Consider the following 19488-nt stretch of genomic DNA (forward strand, 5'->3'; position numbering starts at 1 on the left):
AACGGCATGGAGATGCCTGTTAGGGGAGGAACCCCATGATCATACACGGTTTGCAAAAATTATCTCTTCTGGATTTTCCCGGGCGCACCGCTGCGACTGTATTCTTGGGCGGCTGCACGATGCGTTGTCCGTATTGTCATAATGCCGAAATTTGGGAAGTGAATCGTCCAGGTATCATGGAAGAAGAGGGACTATATACGTTTTTACGATCACGCACAGGCTTTTTGCAAGGCGTATGTTTTTCCGGCGGCGAACCGCTGATGCGAGATGATTTGGCGGAGGTGATTCGCACCGTGCGCGCAATGGGCTTTGCAGTAAAATTGGACACCAACGGGCTATATCCGGATCGCCTGAAGGCGCTTCTTGATGAGGGGCTGCTCGATATGGTGGCGATGGATATTAAAAATGAGCCCGCACGTTATGCGGAAACCGTCGGGATTTCGCATATTGCTATGCGGCAAATTTCCGACAGTGTAGATCTTTTATTGGGCGCGGATATCCGTGCGGAATTTCGTACCACGGTGACCAAGCGTTTTCATGACATTAATTCTTTTAAGGTGATCGGGGAATGGCTTACCGGTGCCGATTTTTATGCTTTACAGCCGTTTCGCGTGTCGGACTTTGTGCCGGATGTTACGCTCGGCACGCCGAGCCGGGAAACGCTGGAAAACTATGCTTCAATCTTGCGTCACACGATTCGACAGGTTGAAATTCGAGGCTAATAGCACAATCATTTTTTGACAACTACTTAATTCTCTTCTCTATAGCCTATTGCATTTCATATTATAAAGATTATAATATAGTTAACAGAACAATATTTATTTCATTATTGGAATGAACGCCGCTGCATTCGAGAGAGGGGGAAAGACGGATGTTTTCGGGTCAAAAGATAGCGGAGGAGTCGAAAGTTGGCAAATGATTTGAAAAGAAGGAGAGGAAAGGAGGCATTATGGCTTTTTCATTACAGACATCTATATTGGATCTCTGTGTGCTCTCCCTCCTGCGCAGCAAAGATCGGTATGGCTACAGCTTCACGCAAAAAATGAAGACAGTCATGCCGATCTCGGAATCCACAATTTATCCCGTTTTGCGCCGTCTGAAAAAGGAAGGCTTGCTGGAAACGTATGACCGACAGTATCAGGGTCGAAACCGAAAATACTATCGCATTACGCCGGCCGGGCGACAACGACTGAAAGAGGATGAAAAGGAATGGGAGAGGTGGAAAGCGTCGCTGGATCGCTTGCTGAAGGATACGGGCGAGGAAGGAGAGGAAGATGAATAGGAAGGAATATCGGGAAGCATTAAACCGTCACCTCGCACGGATTGGAAATGAAGAACGCGAGGAAGCGGTCTCTTACTATGAGGAAATTTTTGAAGAGCGCGGGATTGGTGAGAACGACGCCGTTCCTAAAGATATGCCGGCTCCCCGTCAGGCAAGCTTTGAAATTCTGCGGGATCTCCAACTGGACCGTTTGGAAGAGGGGGAAGGAGAAGAAATAGGAACGATGAAGAAGCCACGCGCATCGCTGGCCGTCACGATGGTGTTGGCCATATTGGCCCTTCCTGTCGGACTACCCCTGGCCATCACCATTTTGCTTGTTTCCTTTGGAATGTTTGTGGGATTTCTTTCTTTATTTTTTTCCGTCGCCGGCAGTGGTGTGGGCGTGATCATTGGTGCGGGAAAAGAGCTCATACAGGTCTTACTAAAGGCGTTTTCCTTACCACGAGCGTTGTATCTCCTCGGCCTCGTGTCGTTGGGCGTGTTTGCCATCTTACTGGTGATTCTCATTTTCCGCAGTATCGTCCGTGGCATCCGTCAATTGTTGTTACGCCAAAGGAACAAGAGAGGAGCGTATCATGAGTAAATTGGGCAAGGCCTGTCTGGCCACCTTGGTTTGTGGCCTGCTTCTCGTCGGAGGAGCGTGGTTTATGGGGCTTCGTGATTTTTCTCTCGGCGGGACCTCAATGGAAAACGAAGTAAAAGAAATTCCCTTGGATACGTTACGTGCAGTGGATATACAGCTGGAGTTGCAAAATGTGGAAATTCGGGAAGGCGGAACGAAAACCGTATTATATTATCCGGCTTATTCGGATCCTGCCTTACGGTTGCAAGTGAAACAGGAGGACGGAAAGCTTACCATTTCCGGACCAAAACAAAAAACGAAATTACAAATCGCCATGCCCAATTTCTTTCCTTCGGTTCTGGATAAACAGAAGGTTGTCTTGAATGTCGCAAAAGGCCAAAAATTAGAGAATGTTTCCATTGACCTTTCTGTTGGGAGCGTTGCGTTATATAAAGCACACATCGAAAATGCCACCATACGAACCAAAATCGGGTCGATGGAAATAAACCATTGCCCCATAGAGCATTTAGATGCGCAATCCGAAACCGGAAGTATATGGATAGCGGATACAGCATTATCCACCTCCTCGATTTCAACGGAAACCGGGTCCATTTCGGCCACGATTAAGCCTTCCGGAACGTTTGACTTGCGCACAAAAACCGGTGCAATCGGAGTGGATACGTTTGGCGTGAAGCGAACGAATGTAACCATGGAGACGGGCACGGGACGCGTGAGATGGCAACGGGATACGCAGAGCGGCAATACCTTTCATCATGAAGTGGACGATGCGCAGGCAACCCTTTTCCTGCGCTCGGATACAGGAAATCTCGCGGTAATTGATCTGGAGGAAGAAACCAGACGGATCAATGAAGAAAGGCAGAATTCGCAGGGGAACGGCATATCGACTTCGGAAAGTGAGCGTTCACAAGCGAATCGTGAAGAGTAAGAGATAAGAAACCCGACGAAAAGACTACACATATATAGGGGTGAAAAAGTTTTTGCCCCTATATATTGTGCAATACGGCGGATCATGCTAAACTATTTTTAGTTTATCCGGTCGAGAGGGCAGGTCACAAAACCGCAGATGCCCTGTTTTTTTGTCCCGAACGCAATCGGCGCGAGGGAAAGGAGGAAGGCATGATCACCGTAAAGAAACGCGATGGGTCGTATGTTGTCTATCGCATCAAAAAAATACAGGATGCCATGGAAAAGGCGTTCCTGTCCACCAAGACGCCCGTTTCGGACGATGTGTTGGAGCTTTTAGCTCTGCGTGCCACGGCGGATGCCGGAAAACAAGCCAAAGATGACATTTTAGAGGTGGAAGTTATTCAAGACAGCGTTGAGCGCGTACTGTCTAATTGTGGTTATCCCGATGTCGCCAAAGCCTATATTCTTTACCGTCAGCAGCACGAAAAATTGCGTCGCGTGAACGACACGCTTTTGGATTATAAAAAGTTAGTGGATGATTATCTGAAAATCAACGATTGGCGTGTCAAAGAAAATTCGACGGTCACTTATTCAGTAGGCGGACTCATTCTTTCCAATTCCGGCGCGATCACGGCTAATTATTGGCTCTCCGAAGTATATGATAAAGAAATTGCAGAGGCGCATAAGTCCGCGGCCATTCACATTCACGATCTCTCGATGCTCACCGGCTATTGTGCGGGATGGAGTTTGAAGCAACTCATCGACGAAGGGCTCGGCGGCGTACCGGGAAAAATCACTTCTGCGCCGGCAAAGCACCTTTCGACGTTATGCAACCAGATGGTGAATTTTCTGGGCATTATGCAAAATGAATGGGCCGGCGCGCAGGCTTTTTCTTCGTTTGACACCTATCTTGCTCCTTTCGTAAAAGTCGATCATTTGGATCTGGATGAAGTGAAGCAGTGCATACAGTCTTTTGTCTATGGCGTCAATACGCCAAGTCGCTGGGGAACACAGGCGCCGTTTTCCAATATTACGCTGGACTGGCGCGTTCCTGCGGATTTGAAAGATATGCCGGCGGTTGTGGGTGGAAAAACTATGGACTTTACCTACGGCGATTGCCAGGAAGAAGTCGATCTTGTGAATCGTGCCTTCCTCGAAGTGATGCTCGAAGGCGATGCCAACGGTCGCGGCTTCCAGTATCCGATTCCGACGTACTCGATTACGCGCGATTTTGACTGGTCACCGACGACGAACAACAAGCTGTTGTTTGAAATGACGGCGAAATACGGAACTCCCTATTTTTCCAACTATGTAAACTCCGACATGGATCCGTCAGATGTGCGCAGCATGTGCTGTCGTCTGCGGTTGGATCTGCGTGAATTGCGGAAAAAAGCCGGCGGATTCTTCGGCTCCGGCGAATCCACGGGATCGGTTGGTGTGGTCACGATCAACTTGCCTCGTATCGCGTATTTGGCGAAAGATGAAGCCGATTTTTACAAGCGTTTGGATTATCTGATGGACCTTTCCGCACGTTCTCTGAAACTCAAACGCGACGTGATCACCAAGTTGTTGGATGCCGGCCTGTATCCTTACACGAAGCGTTATTTGGGCACCTTTACCAATCATTTTTCGACCATCGGTTTGATCGGCATGAACGAAGTCGGCCTGAACGCCACCTGGTTGGGCAAAGATATGCGCGATCCTGCAACACGTCAATTTGCGAAGGAAGTGCTGTTGCACATGCGCGAACGATTGAGCGATTATCAGGAAGAATACGGCGATCTCTACAATCTGGAAGCCACACCGGCAGAATCGACCACCTATCGCTTCGCCAAGCACGATAAGGAAGATTTTCCGGATATCAAGACGGCGAACGAAAACGGTACGCCGTATTATACAAACTCCTCACACCTTCCGGTGGGCGCCACCGATGACGTGTTTGAGGCGTTAAAAGCACAAGACGAATTGCAAACGCTGTATACTTCCGGCACGGTTTTCCATACCTTTTTAGGAGAAAAGCTCTCGGATTGGGAAAGTGCCATGGCATTGGTGCGCGCCATCGCGCAGAACTTCCATTTGCCGTATTACACCATTTCTCCGACGTATTCCGTATGTCCTAATCACGGCTATTTGCCCGGTGAAGAACACGTCTGTCCGCACTGCGGCGAAGAAGCTGAAGTCTACAGTCGCATTACGGGCTACTATCGTCCGGTACGCAACTGGAACGATGGCAAACAGCAGGAATATGAGGATCGTCGGGTGTATCATCCGAAGGAGTAGTGGGATGAGAAAACAGAGGGTGTTCAGAAGCAGAACGTAGCTTATGGACTTGCTTTGGAAAAGAGAAATATGCGGGACCTTCGGGTCCCGTTTTTTTGCGGGTTTTTTCTAAATTTTATATCTATACACGTAATTTGCTATCTGGACCGTTGCTTTTATTTTTAGTGAGTTATATAATTTATGTACAGAAGGTTTGATGCCATTCTTCTGCAGAAGTCTATCTATTGTAACTTGATGATGTGTGTATATTAGAAGTTGGTGATAGAAAGGACGGATGTGATGAGTAGGCTGTTTATTTTACGGAAGCGCTTAGGTTCATTAGTTATTGTTCTGCTTTGCTGTGCTGTTTGTTTTGCTTGTCCAATAAAAGTTTGTGCAGATGGTGAAAACGCGACAGCGCAACAGAATAAAATAGGGTTAACAGAAGAAGATGAAAATAGCTTGTACTCAAATTTTATAGAATTGGGAATTAACAGTGAAGTTGCAGAGTATCTTGTTCAAAAATATAAAAGCACTGGATTGATTGATGCGATTGATGAAAGAAAAGAACCAGAATATGTTCAAGTAGAAGATGAATATGTTCGTCGTGTGTATGCTGATGGATCGGTGAATTTGTCTTCGTGTTTTATGATTGAATCTGAAGGTGCCGCACAAATCTCGCCACAGTCTGTTACACGAGGAAAATGGACAAGTGGATCCAACTGGTGGAACATGACAGGTGGAAAAGCATATTATAATTCGGGAGTAGTTGTTTGCTCATTCTATTTTGATGCTTCAGGATCACAAGGCAGAAGTGCAACAATTGAGTCAGTATATGAACCATATATTAGATCAATTGGATGGAATGTAAGTGATATATCCTTAGTTAAGGTGAATTCTCATCATGCTAGATTGGGCTTTGTTTTGAATACAAGTGGTGGAGTTCTTCCTGCGAGCACAACGTGCTACTTACATCTATATGTTAACGGAAATGACAATATGTATACTGAGTTTGATAGCTGAGATCTTCTTTTTACAAGAAAAGGAGTAAAATATGGAGCAATTAGGTGTATTAAACGTGATCCTTTCCTTTCTTAAAATCGTTTTTCTCATTGCTGGAACGCTGTATTTTGTGAAACATTTGAACAAGTGATCCCTTCTGCATAGTGGTCGTGGCTTCTTGCAAGATTTCGCTATTTCAAGTAAGATGAAGCCCTGAAAAGTAAGTCGGAACATCGCGAAGAGTATCGTATTCGAGGAAAGTCCGTGCACCACAGAGCAGAATGCCGGATAACGTCCGGTGGAGGCGACTCTAAGGATAGTGCAACAGAAAGAAACCGCCAGAAATGGTAAGGATGGAAAGGCGAGGTAAGAGCTCACCGGCAACCTGGAGACAGGTTGGCCCTGTAAACCCCATTCGGTGCAAGATCAGAGCCGAGATGCAGTTGCTCGCTGCGGCTCGACGAATCGCTAGAGCGTTCTGGTAACAGGACGACGAGACAGATGATGTTCAGAAACAGAACACGGCTTATGGATTTGCTTTTCGGAAATAAAATGATGCGGGGCCTTCGGGTCCCGCGATTTTTGTGTGTGACGTGCAACGGTGCTTGGTAAGAAGGAGTTTTGCACGCGATTTGTTTAGGAGGATGTATGGTCGGATTGGGAACGCTCATCAATACGGCCGCCGTCATTGTCGGTGGTCTGGTGGGAATGGTTACGAGAAGTATATTTAAGCAACAGCAACAGGAAGCGGTCATTAAAAGCTGCGGCGTGAGCGTTCTATTTATGGCCATGGCCAGTGCCATGCAGGGGATGTTACGCCTTGAAAACGGTCACCTTCTTGCCGGACGAACGCTCTTCGTTGTGATTGTCCTGGCCATCGGGACGGTCGTCGGCGAAATACTGAATTTGGAACAGCAACTTATTTCCTTCGGCGAATGGTTGAAGAAACGTTCCGGAAACGAAAAGGACTCACGTTTTGTCGAGGCTTTCGTGACAACCTCACTCTCTGTGTGCATTGGCGCCATGGCCGTAGTCGGTGCATTGCAGGATGGCGCGAACCACGATATTTCCACACTTGTCGTTAAGTCTGTATTGGACTTTCTCCTTGTTTTAGCCATGACCGCCTCTCTTGGTCCGGGAGCGATCTTTTCTGCCGTCATTGTCTTTCTCTTCGAGGGATCACTAACGCTTCTTGCGACCTGGATTGCACCGGTTTTAACGGAATCGGCACTCATCAATCTTTCACTCATGGGCGCCATCCTCATTTTTTGTATCGGCATTAACCTTGTTTGGGGAAAAATGCTTCGTGTCGCGAATATGTTACCTGCTTTACTGTTCGCGGTGCTGGTTTCGTATCTGCCGTTTTGATCGGAATGCGTTTTTTTGAACATCTTTTTTTCCTATCATGGCCTATTCCTCTTCGGAAGGAATAGCATTGTCGTGCACAAGTTTTTACATTCCCGGAAACACGAACCGTTTCATCGTAAGTTAGAAAGAATTTGATAGTTTCTCCCTTGTTCCCCGAAAAAAGCTACGGTACTATTTCTTCAAACATCATGATGCACGATTGTCGGCGAAGGAAAATGCTATTGTCGAAGCGCATCGGTTAGAAAAGAGGAGAAAATGAAAAAGAAATTACTGTATACGGGTGTAGGCGTGGTGCTCGGTTTGGTGTCGGATAAGCTTTGGAAAACCAAAAAGGCGCGTTCTTTTGCGGTCAGTGCTGTTGCCGGCGGATTAAAAGCAAAAGAAAGCTTAGATAAGACGATCGAAAAAGTGCGGGAAGAAACCGGCGACATCGTTGCCGAAGCAAAAGTAAAGAAAGCGGAAGAGGAAGCCAAAGCGCAGGCAGAGAAAGAAGCCGAAGAAGCGAATAGTGACATCGTAAAAATTGCCGAAACCGTGGATGAAACCAGTGAAGCACATTGTGATGAGGAAAGCGCGGAGTAAGGTGAAAGTTTCAATCATTCATCGCCTTCCCGGAAGAGCCCGCTTTCATCTTGCGGAGGGGCTCACCTACGAAGAGGCGAATGCAATTAAATACCTTACGGAAGGCGTGGACGGTGTCAAGCGTTGTTCCATTTCCACATTGACCGGCAATGCCGTTGTGGAATACGAGGAGAGCGCGATCAAGAATATTGCCCGATTATTTCTCACGTTGGATCGCGAGAGCTTACCGGCTGTGACGATTGACGATGTGTATTTTGAGCCCGTAGCGGAGCGGGATTTTTTTCATCTGCTGCGCGATGCGGTACAGATGCGCCTTCTATACAAGTTTTTTGTACCCATGCCCATTCGCGTTGCATTAACCTTATATCGCGCCAAGGATTACTTGCTTAACGGTTGGCGAGCGTTACGGCAAGGAAAATTGAATGTTGCCGTATTGGACGCTTCCGCCATCAGCATATCGCTGTTGACCGGCGATTTTCAAGCGGCTTCTTCCACCATGTTCCTGCTGAATCTCGGTGAAGAGTTGGAAGATTGGACGTTAAAGAAAACCAGAGCGGACTTAACCCGAAGTCTGGCGGTCGGTGTAGATCGCGTGTATGTGGTGGAAGGCGAGGAACTGGTTTCCAAGCCGTTGAGCCAGGTGGTGCCGGGCGATATCGTGGACGTCGGCATGGGAAGCCGTATACCGGTGGACGGTGTGGTCGTAGAAGGCCAAGGCATGGCGAATCAGGCTTCTTTTACGGGGGAAAGTCTACCTGTCGCAAAAGCGATCGGCTCCGGCGTTTTTGCCGGAACGATTCTGGAAGAGGGAAGCTTGCGCATCCGCACATCTGCGATTTCCACCGAATCTCGGTTGCAACAAATCATTGAGCGCATTGAAGACAGCGAAAAGAACAAGTCGGAAAAACAGAAAGAAGCCGAAGCGCTTGCGGATTCGCTGGTCAAGTATTCCTTTATCGGCGCGTTGGCTACTTTTGTTTTGACAAGAAGTATCTGGCGAGCGAAAGCATTCTTTATGGTGGATTATTCCTGCGCTTTGCGTTTGACCATCCCCATCGCGGTCATGAAGGCGATGAGTCAGGCAGGCGAGCAGGGCATATTGGTAAAGGGTGGAAAGTATCTGGAAAATTTAGCCAAGGCAGATACCATTGTCTTTGACAAGACGGGCACCTTAACGCAGGCTTTACCGACGGTGGAGAAGGTCATCGCTTTCGGCCCTTATTCCGAGGACGAAAGTTTGCGCATTGCGGCATGTCTTGAAGAGCATTTTCCTCATTCTATTGCGGCCGCGGTGGTGCAGGCGGCTAAGGATCGCGGTTTGCGACATGAAGAGATGCATTCCGAACCGGAATACATTGTGGCGCACGGTATCGCCTCTACCATTAACGGAAAACGGGCAATCATCGGATCCGAACATTTTGTTCTGGAAGATGAAGCGGTCGAGCTGAGCGAAGATAATCGTGACCTGATCAATGCGTTGAAGGAATCGTCATCGTTGCTGTATATGGCGGTAGATGGCCGATTGGTCTGTGTTCTGTGCATTACGGATCCCATTCGTCCGGATGCGATACAAACCATCCGGGACTTGCGTTCCGTAGGCGTAGAAAACATTTATATGCTTACGGGAGATGCAGAGAATGCGGCAGCGCATATTGCCAAGCAACTGCATCTTACCGGTTATCGTTCTCAAGTGCTACCGGAAGATAAAGCGGACTTTATCAAGGTGTTGAAAGAGAAGGGCTCCACCGTGGTAATGGTGGGGGACGGAATCAATGATTCGGTTGCGCTTTCGCAAGCGGATGTCGGCATTTCCATGCATAAAGGTGCTGATTTAGCCAGAGAAATTGCGGATATCGCCATCGGAAAAGATGATCTTTCCGCATTAGTCGAGTTGATTCTCCTGGCACGAGCGCTACAGAAGAGGACGCGTCAGGACTATCATTTTATCCTTACCTTCAACAGTTTATTAATCGGTTTGGGCCTTAGCGGCATCCTTTCCAATACCGGTTCCGCTTTCCTGCACAATGCTTCAACGGTGGGGACGGCTTTGGCGAACACGAAGCGATATCCCGCTCTTACCTGAAACTATTCTTTCTCCGCTTCCCGACGTAATTCTCGTGGACTTTTTTGATAATAGCGTCGAAAGGAAGCGGAGAAATAGGCGGGAGAAGGATAACCGCATTTTACGGCGATATTTTGCACTTGGTCCTGTGTCGAAAGCAGAAGGTGTTTTGCCTTCTGCATTCGTTTCTCATAGATAAACTTTGTTATGTTTTGTCCCGTTATCTGTTTAAAACTGGTGCTGAGATATGTACGGCTGAGATAGACGTGAGACGCAATTTCAGCGAGAGTAAGGGACTTATCCAGGTTGTTTTCTATGTATCGTATTGCGGCATGAATGGAGCAAGCCAACTGTGCCGAAATAAACGGCTTTCTCGTGGCTAAGTCTTCCATGATTACATTATCCGATGGACACATCATTTCCTCCTATGTTAGTTAAAACTAACATAGTTTAGCATAAATAAGAGGATGGAGAACTTGTTTTATCCATTTATCGCAGCTTGAAAGTAGACAAACCTACAGGATTTGACATCCATTCATTGGCCTTATATAATATTCAGGTATCTGTTTGGGCATCTTTATGCCCCGGATCTTCGGTAATTCCTTCGCAGCGTCGATGTGCGAAACAAAAATTGTCGAATCAACAAAACCCGCTTCTCTGATCGGCGGAGTCAAAATGGACAGAGCAGGAAGAAAAGGAGCAAAAGATGAAAACAACTTTAGCAAAACCGTTGGAGGTGGAGCGCAAGTGGTATGTCGTCGATGCGAAAGACCAGGTGGTCGGACGCCTCGCTGCCAACATCGCTGCCGTGCTTCGCGGAAAACACAAGCCCACTTTCACCCCGAACGTCGACACGGGTGACTATGTCATCGTCATCAACGCGGAAAAGGTACGTTTGACGAATGACAAAGAACACAAGAAGATGTACAAGCATCACACCGGATTTGTCGGTGGACGTCGTGACATCCCCTACATGGACATGATGGAAAAACATCCTGAGCGTATTTTGGAACACGCCATTCGTGGCATGCTTCCGCACAACACCTTGGGACGCCAAATGTATCGTAAGCTGAAGGTTGTCGTGGGACCGGAGCATAATCATGCTGCCCAGATGCCGGAAGAGTTAACGTTTTAAGTAGGAGGATACGATGGATCAGCAATATCGCGGAACCGGTCGTCGCAAATCGGCCGTAGCACGAGTTCGACTCCTTCCGGGAAATGGTCAGGTGCTTGTCAATGGCTATAGTCTGGAAGAGTATTTTGATTATCAGACCCTGCGTGACATCTGCACACAGCCGTTGGAGCTGGTGGGACAGCGTGAGGGCTTTAATGTCGCCGTTACCGTCAAGGGCGGCGGATTTACCGGCCAGGCCGGCGCCATTCGTTTAGGTGTGGCTCGTGCCTTGCTTGAATTTGACCCCAATCTGCGTCCGAGCCTGAAGAAGGCCGGTTTCCTTACGCGCGATGCGCGCAAGAAAGAGCGCTACAAATACGGCTTTAAGAAAGCCCGTAAGAGCCCGCAGTTCTCGAAGCGTTAATCGCTGCGAACGGCTTGTCATAAGAAAAGAAATCCCCTTAGCGGGTGTCCATTCGAGATTGATTATCTCCGAAAAACAGCGGCATAGTTTGGTAAGCAATTACCGGCTATGCCGTTTTTTTTATTCTGTTTCTTCCGAACGTGAAAACGCATCATCTTATGTCCTTCTCTGCGTGATTCCTGTTAGAATAAAGGAGAGAGAAAGGAGTGGAACAACGATGAAAAAACCGAAGAAAGCGACAATAGTGATTATCCTTGTCTTAGTATTGCTGGGCGTTCTCATGGCGTGTCGGGAAGATATCAACGACACAGAAGACTTCAAACCGATGATCTACCTCTATCCGGAACAAGAACAACGTGTAACGGTCTCTCTGGACTATAATGGACAATTTACGCATGTGTATCCGCGGTTTTCTGCGGAGGGAACATGGCAGGTGATGGCAAAACCGGACGGTACCATACTGTACAAAAATCGCGAGTATTATGGGTTGTTTTGGGAGGGCGTGAAAGACAAAACATACAGAATGGATGAAGGGTTTTGTGTAAGGGGATCGGATACGGAAAAATTTCTTGAAGAAAAATTGGAGATATTGGGATTAAACCACAAAGAAATAAATGAATTTATCGTTTACTGGCTCCCTCAAATGGAAGATAATCCGTACAACATCATTACCTTCCAAGATCGTTCGTATACAGACGATGCCAAACTCACCATTGATCCCAAAGAAGACACGATGATCAGGGCCTTTATGACCTGGTATCCTTCCGCCAAACCCATAGATATCAAAGAACAAACGCTCTCCTCGATGAAACGTCATGGTTTTACGGTTGTCGAGTGGGGCGGGGCAAGAATAAAGTAAAAACGCTTGCCGGTTACCGGTAAGGGACAATGAGGAAGGTAAAAAGGAAGGAAGGAAGGAAGGAAGGGATCATGCCGACCACCTATACGCATTATGCCTTCGGAGCAGCGGTGCGCGATGCGCTTCCGGAGGAACTGAAGGCTTGTGTGGATGAGAACCGTGACGTGTTTAACTTCGGTGTGCATGGACCGGATCTGCTGTTTTATTATCATCCGCTAAAAGCGAATGAAGTCAGCCGATTGGGCGTGGCCATGCATGGACAACCGGGAAGCGTGTTCTTTACGAAGGCGAAGACGATTCTTCGGGGCACACAGGATCCGTCGGAAAGACGGGCGCGTTTAGCCTATATTTTAGGCTTCTATACACATTTTTTGCTCGACGCGATGTGTCACACCTTTGTGGAGGCACACGTGTTGAATGCGGGCGTTTCCCACAATAGAATTGAATCCGAATACGATGCGCATTTGTTGCGTCGGGCGGGAAAGCGGCCGACCGATGTGGATCGATCCACTTTGCTTTCGCCGGGTAGAAAGGCTGCAGAAAGCATTGCTCCATTTTTCGGCCTCACGACGGAAGTTATGGAAGAGGTGTTAACCGGTCAGGCACGTGCACTGCATTTATTTTATTCTCCGTCTGGCATGAAACGCGGATTGATTCGCGGTTTGGTGCATTTGTTTCACATTAAAGGGGATTTCGAGGATCTGTTCCTGGAAAACGAGGAGGATCCGCGCTGTCAAGCATCTAATGTACGTCTGGATGCCTTGCAGGAAGAAGCGTTGATGCGGGCAAAAACAGTTTTGCCCGGCTTTCTCGAGTTTTTGCATGACGATGGTCAATTGAACGACTTTTTTGACCGCCATTTTGAAGCGGTACGAACGGAGTCCGGTGAATTGGATTTACACTACGCATAACAACCGAGGGAAGAGAGGAATGCGATGCTGAAAGGGTTGAAAAAGAAATTTACGCCGGCAGAATTATCCTGGGTGCTCTATGACGTGGCCAATTCGGCCTTTACCATGTTGGCCACCACCCTCATTCCGATCTGGTTCAAGGTGCTGGCGATCACCGGTGAACCGGGCGGATTGACTTCAGATGAAGCGACCGGCCATTGGGCGTTGAGTGTTTCCATTGTCACGGTCATTGTGGCGTTATTAGGCCCAATTTTCGGCAACATTGCCGACTATCGTCGCTATAAGAAGCCGTTTTTCACGACTACGCTGGCGATCGGTACGATCGGCTGCATTCTCTTCGGGGTGACGACAAGCTGGCTATTGTTTCTGATTTTATTTATTTTTGTGAAAATTGCCTATTCGGCATCGCTAACATTCTATGACTCCATGCTGGTAGACGTGACGACGCCGGAGCGCATGGACGAAGTCTCTTCTCACGGTTATGCGTGGGGCTATATCGGTTCCTGTATTCCCTTTTTGATTGCTCTTATTGCTTATGTTATGGATGAAATGTTGCACATTCTGGATCCTGGCGTGGCGCGGCTTATCGGTTGCGTGGTAACCGCCGTCTGGTGGTTCGCCGTGACCATCCCTTTGTTAAAAACATATGAACAAAAGCATTACGTACAGCATGAAGCGCCACCACTGATCGACAGTTTTTCCCGCGTCGGTCAAACGCTCATGGATATTGTGCACAAGGAACGCAAAGTGTTTCTGTTTTTGATTGCCTTTTTCATGTACATTGACGGCGTGGGAACCATTATCAATAACGCCATCAATATCGGAACGGATCTGGGACTGGATACGGTAGGACAGGTTATTGTGCTTCTGGCGACCCAGGTTGTGGCTTTCGCTTTTTCGCTTCTTTTCGCGCGTCTGTCACGCACCTATCGCACCGCCACCCTCATCATGGTCTGTATCGCAGGATATCTTGCTGTCTCGCTCTATGCGCTAACCTTGCATTCCTTGTGGCAATTTGGCATTATGGCCTTCGGTGTGGGAATGTTCCAGGGCGCAATTCAGGCGCTTTCGCGTTCCTACTATTCGAAGATTATTCCGCCGCAGCATGCCGGAGAATACTTCGGCATCTATGATATTTTTGCCAAAGGCGCATCGTTTCTCGGCTCCTTCGCCATCGCACTGGTAAAATACGCGGGCGGCACGATCAACATCGCGGTGGCGACGCTTGCGATCTTCTTTATTCTGGGCTTTATCTTCATGTGGATGGCGGATCGCGTTCCCGATCAACGGGAAAACACGCTTCAGCCGTAACGAAGGAAAATTAGGAACGACGTTGCTGCAAGGGCTGCAAAGCGGTGAGTACCCACTGATTTGCTCCCGTGGTGACCTCCGCGCCGCAATATTCGCAGATACCGTTTTGGCTGATAGAAAGTGACGCGCCGCAATTTGGACATTGCGTTACCTTGGTGTCGGAACTTTTCTCCGTCTTTGCTTCCAAACTGCGCATGAATTGCATGCGATAGGTCATGATGTAGCGGCTCTTTTTATCGCCCTTGATGACGCGACCGCTCTCATCCTCGATGACATAATCGCGATAGCGCGCCTCCAGGATAACGGACAGATACGAATTCTCCCGATCTTCTTCATAGGATTCCAAGACGGTGTTAAGAATCGAAATGTCCTCGACAACATTTGTCTGTCCTTTGTCGATGTAGACTTGCAATTGACGCGCATGCTGATCATAGAGACTATTGGATTCAAAGGCCCGAATACCGCGCCAGTCTTTGGCTGTCCATGCTTGCTGGAGCGCAATAAAGACATCCGACGCGCGGAGTAAAAATTCCGGCTTGGAAAAATTCGGATCGCGTTCGAAAAGCGCATCCAGATTGACTTCTTCTTTCGGCTTTACCCATGTCGAAGAAGGCGGATTTGACTTTCCGGACTGCCGCTTGCGATTTTTTCTCGAGCTGCGCGAGTTGAAATACCACAAGGGAATGATAATCAGCGCCATCCACGGATTACGGAAAAGAAAATACAGAAAAAATGGATCGACGCTGTTCATGGAATAGTCGTCGTCATCATCATCGTATCCGCCAAAATCGTATTCGCCGTAATCATTTCCGCCGAAATCTCCACCCCAGTCATTGGCGTCCCAATCCACGCCGCCGCCGACATCGGCATGTCCGACGAAAGGAGCGAGGACAATACAGAGCAGAACCAGCGTTATCACTGCGCGAAACCAAGATCGTTTTTTCATATGCCCTCCTCATCGTGATGTCGGTCGGATCATCTCTTTCGATTATACGGTCTGCCGGAAGCGGTTGTCTATAGCGCAAGGAAAAGGTCTATGGTAAGATATCTGCGGATAGGAGAGAGACTATGGCCAGTTTATTCAGCATTATCGGACAATACAAAGAAAAATTATCGATGTTGCCCATGATGATTTTACTTTTCGTGGCGTTGACCTTTTTGCTTTATGTCGTGTTTCACGCCCATAAAGGGGTGAAATATCTTCCTGCAGCGGTGGGCATTGCCTTGGGTATCGTGTTCTTTTTCCGCGGCTTTGCGCTTAAGGCACATATTTCCGGCTTGGAGTTGATGTGGAAAAGTATTTCCTTTTTCGTTGCCGGCTGTATTGCCTTAGCAACCGCGTGGCTTGTTCGCCTGATCGAAAGCTTCTCGGAGCCGCCGGCGCCAAAAAAGGAAGCGCCAAAAAAAGAGGGACGAAAAAAAGAACCTTACGCAAAATAAATTCAAAGGATAGGAAAACAGCCGTTGTTAACATGGGACACCATGAGACAACGGCTGTTTTACACTGTAAACGGAAACGATATTCGGTTTACAGAAAGAGGGGATGGCGTGGAACTTGCGCTCATGGTGTCCTTTATCGTCGGCGTCGTCTTGGCTGCAGAAGGGGTTTATCTTGCGGGATGCGTGGCGGCGATTTTGCTTTTTTGGCGGCAAGTCAAGTGGGCGACGGCTTTGCTCATGGGAATGGCCGTGTTTTTTGTGCTTTCTCCGTATGGCGATCAAAACATGCAAATGGGATGGAAAATGCTGCGCGAACAAGCGGAAGCGTTTTTTGATGCCCAGGGCGGTGCCTCGTTCGCTATGCTCAAACGCGTCCTGATGGGAGCGGACGTCAAGGGGACGTTCGCGCTGCAACAGGATATGCGCACACTGGGTCTTGCGCATTTGCTCGCGGCAAGCGGACTGCACGTCCAACTGCTTTTTTCTTGGGGGATGGGGATTCTTTCCTGGTCGCCGCTTGCCCGAAAACAAATTGCCTGCATCCTTCTGGTCTTGCTCTTCGGTTATGCCGCTTTTCTGGCTTTTCCGGCATCCATTTTGCGTGCCTGGCTGTTCTTAGCTTTTCGAGAAAGCGCAATCGCGCGGAAGCGGGAATTGGATGCAGTAAAAGGCTGGCTTTTAGCGTTAAGTTTGATCCTGTTGATCATGCCGTACCGCGTGGAGGACCTCGGTCTGCGTCTTTCTTTTCTTTGCGCGGCAGCCGGTGAATTCGTCCATGCCGGCGAACGCATCCATTCGCGTGGGGGAATGTTGCGCCAATCCTTTCGCCGTTCCTTTTGGATCAGCCTGTTTACCTTCCCCGTCCTGGCCGAAGCGGGCATAACGCAAACACCTTCCACGCTTATAGCGAATCTGTTTGCCATTCCCGTCTTTTCGCTGCTTTTTGCGCTGGGGCTTCTTGCTCTGTTCGGATCGCTTTTGCGCTTGCCTTTCCTTTCCGAGGCACTCATTACTGTTTATCGTCTGGGTTACGGTGTGTTTGCCCTGCTTCTGAAAGGGCTTGACGCCATTGCCCTTCCTGCCATTACCTTCTCCTTTTCGACGGAGGGGCTTGCACTCTACGTGCTGGTCGTTTTTTTGCTTCTTGCCGCTCAACTCGGATGGCTTACGCGTTTTAAAGCCCGGATGAAAAGGGAAGAGGCATATGGCGAGCTGGTTTGGCAGACAAGAGGTCGACTTCTCTACCTTCTTTCGCTGTGGCTTCTGCTTACGGTTTTACGGCCGATGCTGCTCTTGCCGTTCTTTCCGCCGTCCGTTGAAGCGCTGGATGTGGGCCAGGGCGACTGCTTTCTCATTCGCTACGGTACGAATGCCGTGCTCGTGGATACCGGTGGAAAAAAGGATTTTCGAACGGGAAAAAACACGCAGGCAGATAAGCTGGTCTCTATGTTGCAGGCGAGAGGGATCAGACGCGTAGAACGAATTTTTCTATCGCATGATGACTATGATCACGACGGCAATCTTTTGGGCATTCGAAAACGCATACCGGTGGATGAAGTCGTTACGTCACCGGCGGTTGGCGACCGCGCCTTCCCGGATGAACGAATCGGTTCATCTCATCGGCAGGCCGAAAGCGGAGATCGGTGGACACTGAAAAACAATGTGTTGCCCTGGGCCAAGCCGCTTGTTTTTACCGCCCTTCAAGCGGGGCAATGGGATGCGGAAGACAAAAACAACCACTGCCTCGTTCTGTATCTGGATATTGGCGGCGGTGTGCTGTTTATGGGCGATCAGGAAAAAGAGGAGGAGCTTGCACAGGCTTTGCCTTCCGACATCTCCCTCCTAAAGGTTGCTCATCACGGATCCAAACGAGGAACCTCGGAAGCACTGCTTTCGCGTGTTCGTCCGGAACAGGCGATCATCAGCTGCGGACGGAACAATCGTTATGGGCATCCTGCGCCGACAACGCTCAAGCGCTTGCAACAATACGGGGTTTCTTGGCATCGTACGGACCGGGAAGGAGCGCTATGTTATCGGGAAAACCCCTTTCCCTGGGGAAGACGGTTGATTGTTCGAACAGAAAAACAGCAGCGCACGATGGCACTGCTGTTGGAAATGCTTTGGGTTGTTCCGCTCATTGTGGCGATAGAGATGGTAAAGAAGGAGGATCCACTCCAAAATCAAGTGGCAGCCGTTGGGAAGAAATACAGAGAACAAGGCCGATGCTGACCATATTGATGAGCTGGAAGGTTCCTCCGTTGGAAAGGAAGGGGAGAGGAATTCCCGTCAGCGGCATCAATCCGATGGTCATGCCGATATTTTCAAAAATATGAATAAAGAGCATGGAGGCTACCCCGATACATAAGGAAGAAGAGAACATATCTTTCGCCCTTTTTGCGATCAGCAGTATGCGCACGAGGACGATTGCATAGAGCAGAATTAACACGAGTCCACCGACAAAGCCGAACTCTTCCGCCAAGACAGCAAAAATGTAGTCGGTATCGCGCTCGGGAATAAATCCGAATTGCGTCTGCGTCCCCTTAAGAAATCCCTTGCCGAAGAGTTGTCCGGATCCGATGGCAATCAGTCCCTGATACGTTTGGTAACCGCTATCCATAATGTCACGCATGGGATTAAGGAAATTCAGAATGCGGTCCTGTTGCATGGGCGTTAGATGTTGATAGAAGAGCGGTGTAGCAATAACCACGATGACAAGGGCGGCCACAATATAGCCCCAGTGAATTTGCGCATAAAACACCATCAGGGCGATGAAGAAGAGGAACACCGCTGCCGTTCCGAAGTCCGGCTGCTTCAGGATGAGCAGAATCGGTACGCCCATGATTACGGCAAGAAGAAGAATGGTCGTGATTTTATTCATGCGGTGCTGGTAGCGTTCCAACAGCATGGCAAGCGCCAGCATAATAGCGATCTTGGCAAATTCGGAAGGCTGAAAGGTGATTGGTCCGAGCTTCAGCCACGAGCGCGCCCCCCAGGCATCTTCGCCAACGCCGAAGAGCATGGTAGCAATGAGAAGAATAATCGCCGCAGCGTAGGCCGGAAGAGCCAGCTTTTTCAGAAAATCCGCATCCACAAATTGGAAGGTGATGATAAAGATCAGTCCGATGGCGGTGGATGCAAACTGGGATTTCAGCGCATGCCATTGTCCTCCGCGCGAAGCAGTGGCAGAAAAAACAACAACAAAGCCGATCAGGCTTAATGCCAGAACAGCCAGCAATAACAGCCAATCGAACTGTGCGAACTCTTTTTTGCTGCGATTAAACATAGATTTCCTTTCTCTCCCTTCCCGAAGGGGAACGGGGAAGGTGATGACGGTTTTGTTTCTTATGCGAACTTTATTATAATAGACTTCATAGATTTTCGGAAA

The 19488-nt window shown here is 48.6% G+C and carries 19 protein-coding genes and 1 other RNA gene; 17 read left to right on the forward strand and 3 right to left on the reverse strand.

All coding sequences use genetic code 11. The features are described from left to right. Positions 1 to 35 precede the first annotated feature (35 nt). From BN3910_RS00760 to BN3910_RS00805, 10 genes are all read left to right on the forward strand, one after another. A complete protein-coding gene (locus BN3910_RS00760; RefSeq protein WP_066923257.1) occupies positions 36 to 722 on the forward strand; it encodes an anaerobic ribonucleoside-triphosphate reductase activating protein in 687 nt (228 codons plus the stop codon). 227 nt (positions 723 to 949) lie between these two features. Beyond that, on the forward strand, positions 950 to 1282 hold the full coding sequence (locus tag BN3910_RS00765) for a PadR family transcriptional regulator (RefSeq protein ID WP_066923260.1): 333 nt from the start codon (positions 950 to 952) through the stop codon (positions 1280 to 1282). Continuing rightward, entirely contained in the window at positions 1275 to 1865 is a 591-nt protein-coding gene (locus tag BN3910_RS00770) for a DUF1700 domain-containing protein (protein WP_066923264.1), read from the forward strand. The genes BN3910_RS00765 and BN3910_RS00770 overlap by 8 nt, the downstream gene beginning before the upstream one ends. After that, positions 1858 to 2790, forward strand: a complete 933-nt coding sequence (locus BN3910_RS00775; RefSeq protein WP_066923267.1) for a DUF4097 family beta strand repeat-containing protein — start codon at positions 1858 to 1860, stop codon at positions 2788 to 2790. The genes BN3910_RS00770 and BN3910_RS00775 overlap by 8 nt, the downstream gene beginning before the upstream one ends. A 191-nt stretch (positions 2791 to 2981) precedes the next feature. Next, the gene (locus tag BN3910_RS00780; RefSeq protein ID WP_075967941.1) at positions 2982 to 5051 is read left to right on the forward strand and encodes a ribonucleoside triphosphate reductase; all 2070 of its coding nucleotides are present in this window, start codon (positions 2982 to 2984) and stop codon (positions 5049 to 5051) included. 279 nt (positions 5052 to 5330) lie between these two features. Further along, the gene (locus BN3910_RS00785) at positions 5331 to 6053 is read left to right on the forward strand and encodes a hypothetical protein (protein ID WP_066923270.1); all 723 of its coding nucleotides are present in this window, start codon (positions 5331 to 5333) and stop codon (positions 6051 to 6053) included. A gap of 196 nt (positions 6054 to 6249) precedes the next feature. Then, positions 6250 to 6577: RNase P RNA component class A (gene rnpB, locus BN3910_RS00790), an RNA gene on the forward strand. Positions 6578 to 6680: 103 nt separating this feature from the next. Next, on the forward strand, positions 6681 to 7400 hold the full coding sequence (locus tag BN3910_RS00795) for a DUF554 domain-containing protein (protein ID WP_066923273.1): 720 nt from the start codon (positions 6681 to 6683) through the stop codon (positions 7398 to 7400). A 255-nt stretch (positions 7401 to 7655) separates the two neighbouring features. Further along, complete coding sequence (locus BN3910_RS00800) at positions 7656 to 7982, forward strand: DUF6110 family protein (protein ID WP_075967942.1); 327 nt, start codon at positions 7656 to 7658, stop codon at positions 7980 to 7982. A gap of 1 nt (position 7983) precedes the next feature. Next, positions 7984 to 10065: a heavy metal translocating P-type ATPase gene (locus BN3910_RS00805; protein ID WP_066923276.1), complete on the forward strand. Its 2082-nt coding sequence runs from the start codon at positions 7984 to 7986 to the stop codon at positions 10063 to 10065. A 2-nt stretch (positions 10066 to 10067) separates the two neighbouring features. On the opposite strand, the gene BN3910_RS00810 is transcribed toward BN3910_RS00805, so the two are convergent. After that, complete coding sequence (locus tag BN3910_RS00810) at positions 10068 to 10463, reverse strand: helix-turn-helix domain-containing protein (RefSeq protein WP_082790237.1); 396 nt, start codon at positions 10461 to 10463, stop codon at positions 10068 to 10070. A gap of 287 nt (positions 10464 to 10750) precedes the next feature. Between BN3910_RS00810 and rplM the strand changes: the two genes are divergently transcribed. The 5 genes from rplM to BN3910_RS00835 all read left to right on the forward strand — a co-directional run bounded on the left by rplM (position 10751) and on the right by BN3910_RS00835 (position 14663). Beyond that, positions 10751 to 11179: a 50S ribosomal protein L13 gene (rplM, locus tag BN3910_RS00815; RefSeq protein ID WP_066923282.1), complete on the forward strand. Its 429-nt coding sequence runs from the start codon at positions 10751 to 10753 to the stop codon at positions 11177 to 11179. Between the two features lie 13 nt (positions 11180 to 11192). Next, positions 11193 to 11582: a 30S ribosomal protein S9 gene (rpsI, locus tag BN3910_RS00820; RefSeq protein ID WP_066923285.1), complete on the forward strand. Its 390-nt coding sequence runs from the start codon at positions 11193 to 11195 to the stop codon at positions 11580 to 11582. A 217-nt stretch (positions 11583 to 11799) separates the two neighbouring features. Beyond that, positions 11800 to 12441 carry a hypothetical protein gene (locus tag BN3910_RS00825; protein ID WP_066923287.1) on the forward strand — a complete coding sequence of 214 codons (642 nt, stop codon included), beginning with the start codon at positions 11800 to 11802 and terminating at the stop codon, positions 12439 to 12441. Positions 12442 to 12512: 71 nt separating this feature from the next. Continuing rightward, positions 12513 to 13352: a zinc dependent phospholipase C family protein gene (locus BN3910_RS00830; protein WP_066923290.1), complete on the forward strand. Its 840-nt coding sequence runs from the start codon at positions 12513 to 12515 to the stop codon at positions 13350 to 13352. Positions 13353 to 13376: 24 nt separating this feature from the next. Further along, positions 13377 to 14663 (forward strand): MFS transporter, encoded by a 1287-nt coding sequence (locus BN3910_RS00835; protein WP_066923293.1) that lies wholly within the window; start codon positions 13377 to 13379, stop codon positions 14661 to 14663. A 10-nt stretch (positions 14664 to 14673) separates the two neighbouring features. Here BN3910_RS00835 and BN3910_RS00840 read toward each other — a convergent pair whose 3' ends face one another. Then, complete coding sequence (locus BN3910_RS00840; protein ID WP_066923296.1) at positions 14674 to 15609, reverse strand: Tim44 domain-containing protein; 936 nt, start codon at positions 15607 to 15609, stop codon at positions 14674 to 14676. A gap of 122 nt (positions 15610 to 15731) precedes the next feature. Between BN3910_RS00840 and BN3910_RS00845 the strand changes: the two genes are divergently transcribed. Both BN3910_RS00845 and BN3910_RS00850 read left to right on the forward strand, forming a co-directional pair. Beyond that, entirely contained in the window at positions 15732 to 16103 is a 372-nt protein-coding gene (locus BN3910_RS00845) for a hypothetical protein (protein WP_066923299.1), read from the forward strand. A gap of 42 nt (positions 16104 to 16145) precedes the next feature. After that, a complete protein-coding gene (locus BN3910_RS00850) occupies positions 16146 to 18332 on the forward strand; it encodes a DNA internalization-related competence protein ComEC/Rec2 (protein ID WP_082790239.1) in 2187 nt (728 codons plus the stop codon). Here the strand turns inward: BN3910_RS00850 and rodA are convergent. Then, complete coding sequence (gene rodA / locus BN3910_RS00855) at positions 18238 to 19386, reverse strand: rod shape-determining protein RodA (RefSeq protein WP_066923304.1); 1149 nt, start codon at positions 19384 to 19386, stop codon at positions 18238 to 18240. The genes BN3910_RS00850 and rodA overlap by 95 nt on opposite strands. Positions 19387 to 19488: the final 102 nt, after the last annotated feature.

Source organism: Murdochiella massiliensis (genome assembly GCF_900059565.1).
GTDB lineage: Bacteria > Bacillota > Clostridia > Tissierellales > Peptoniphilaceae > Murdochiella > Murdochiella massiliensis.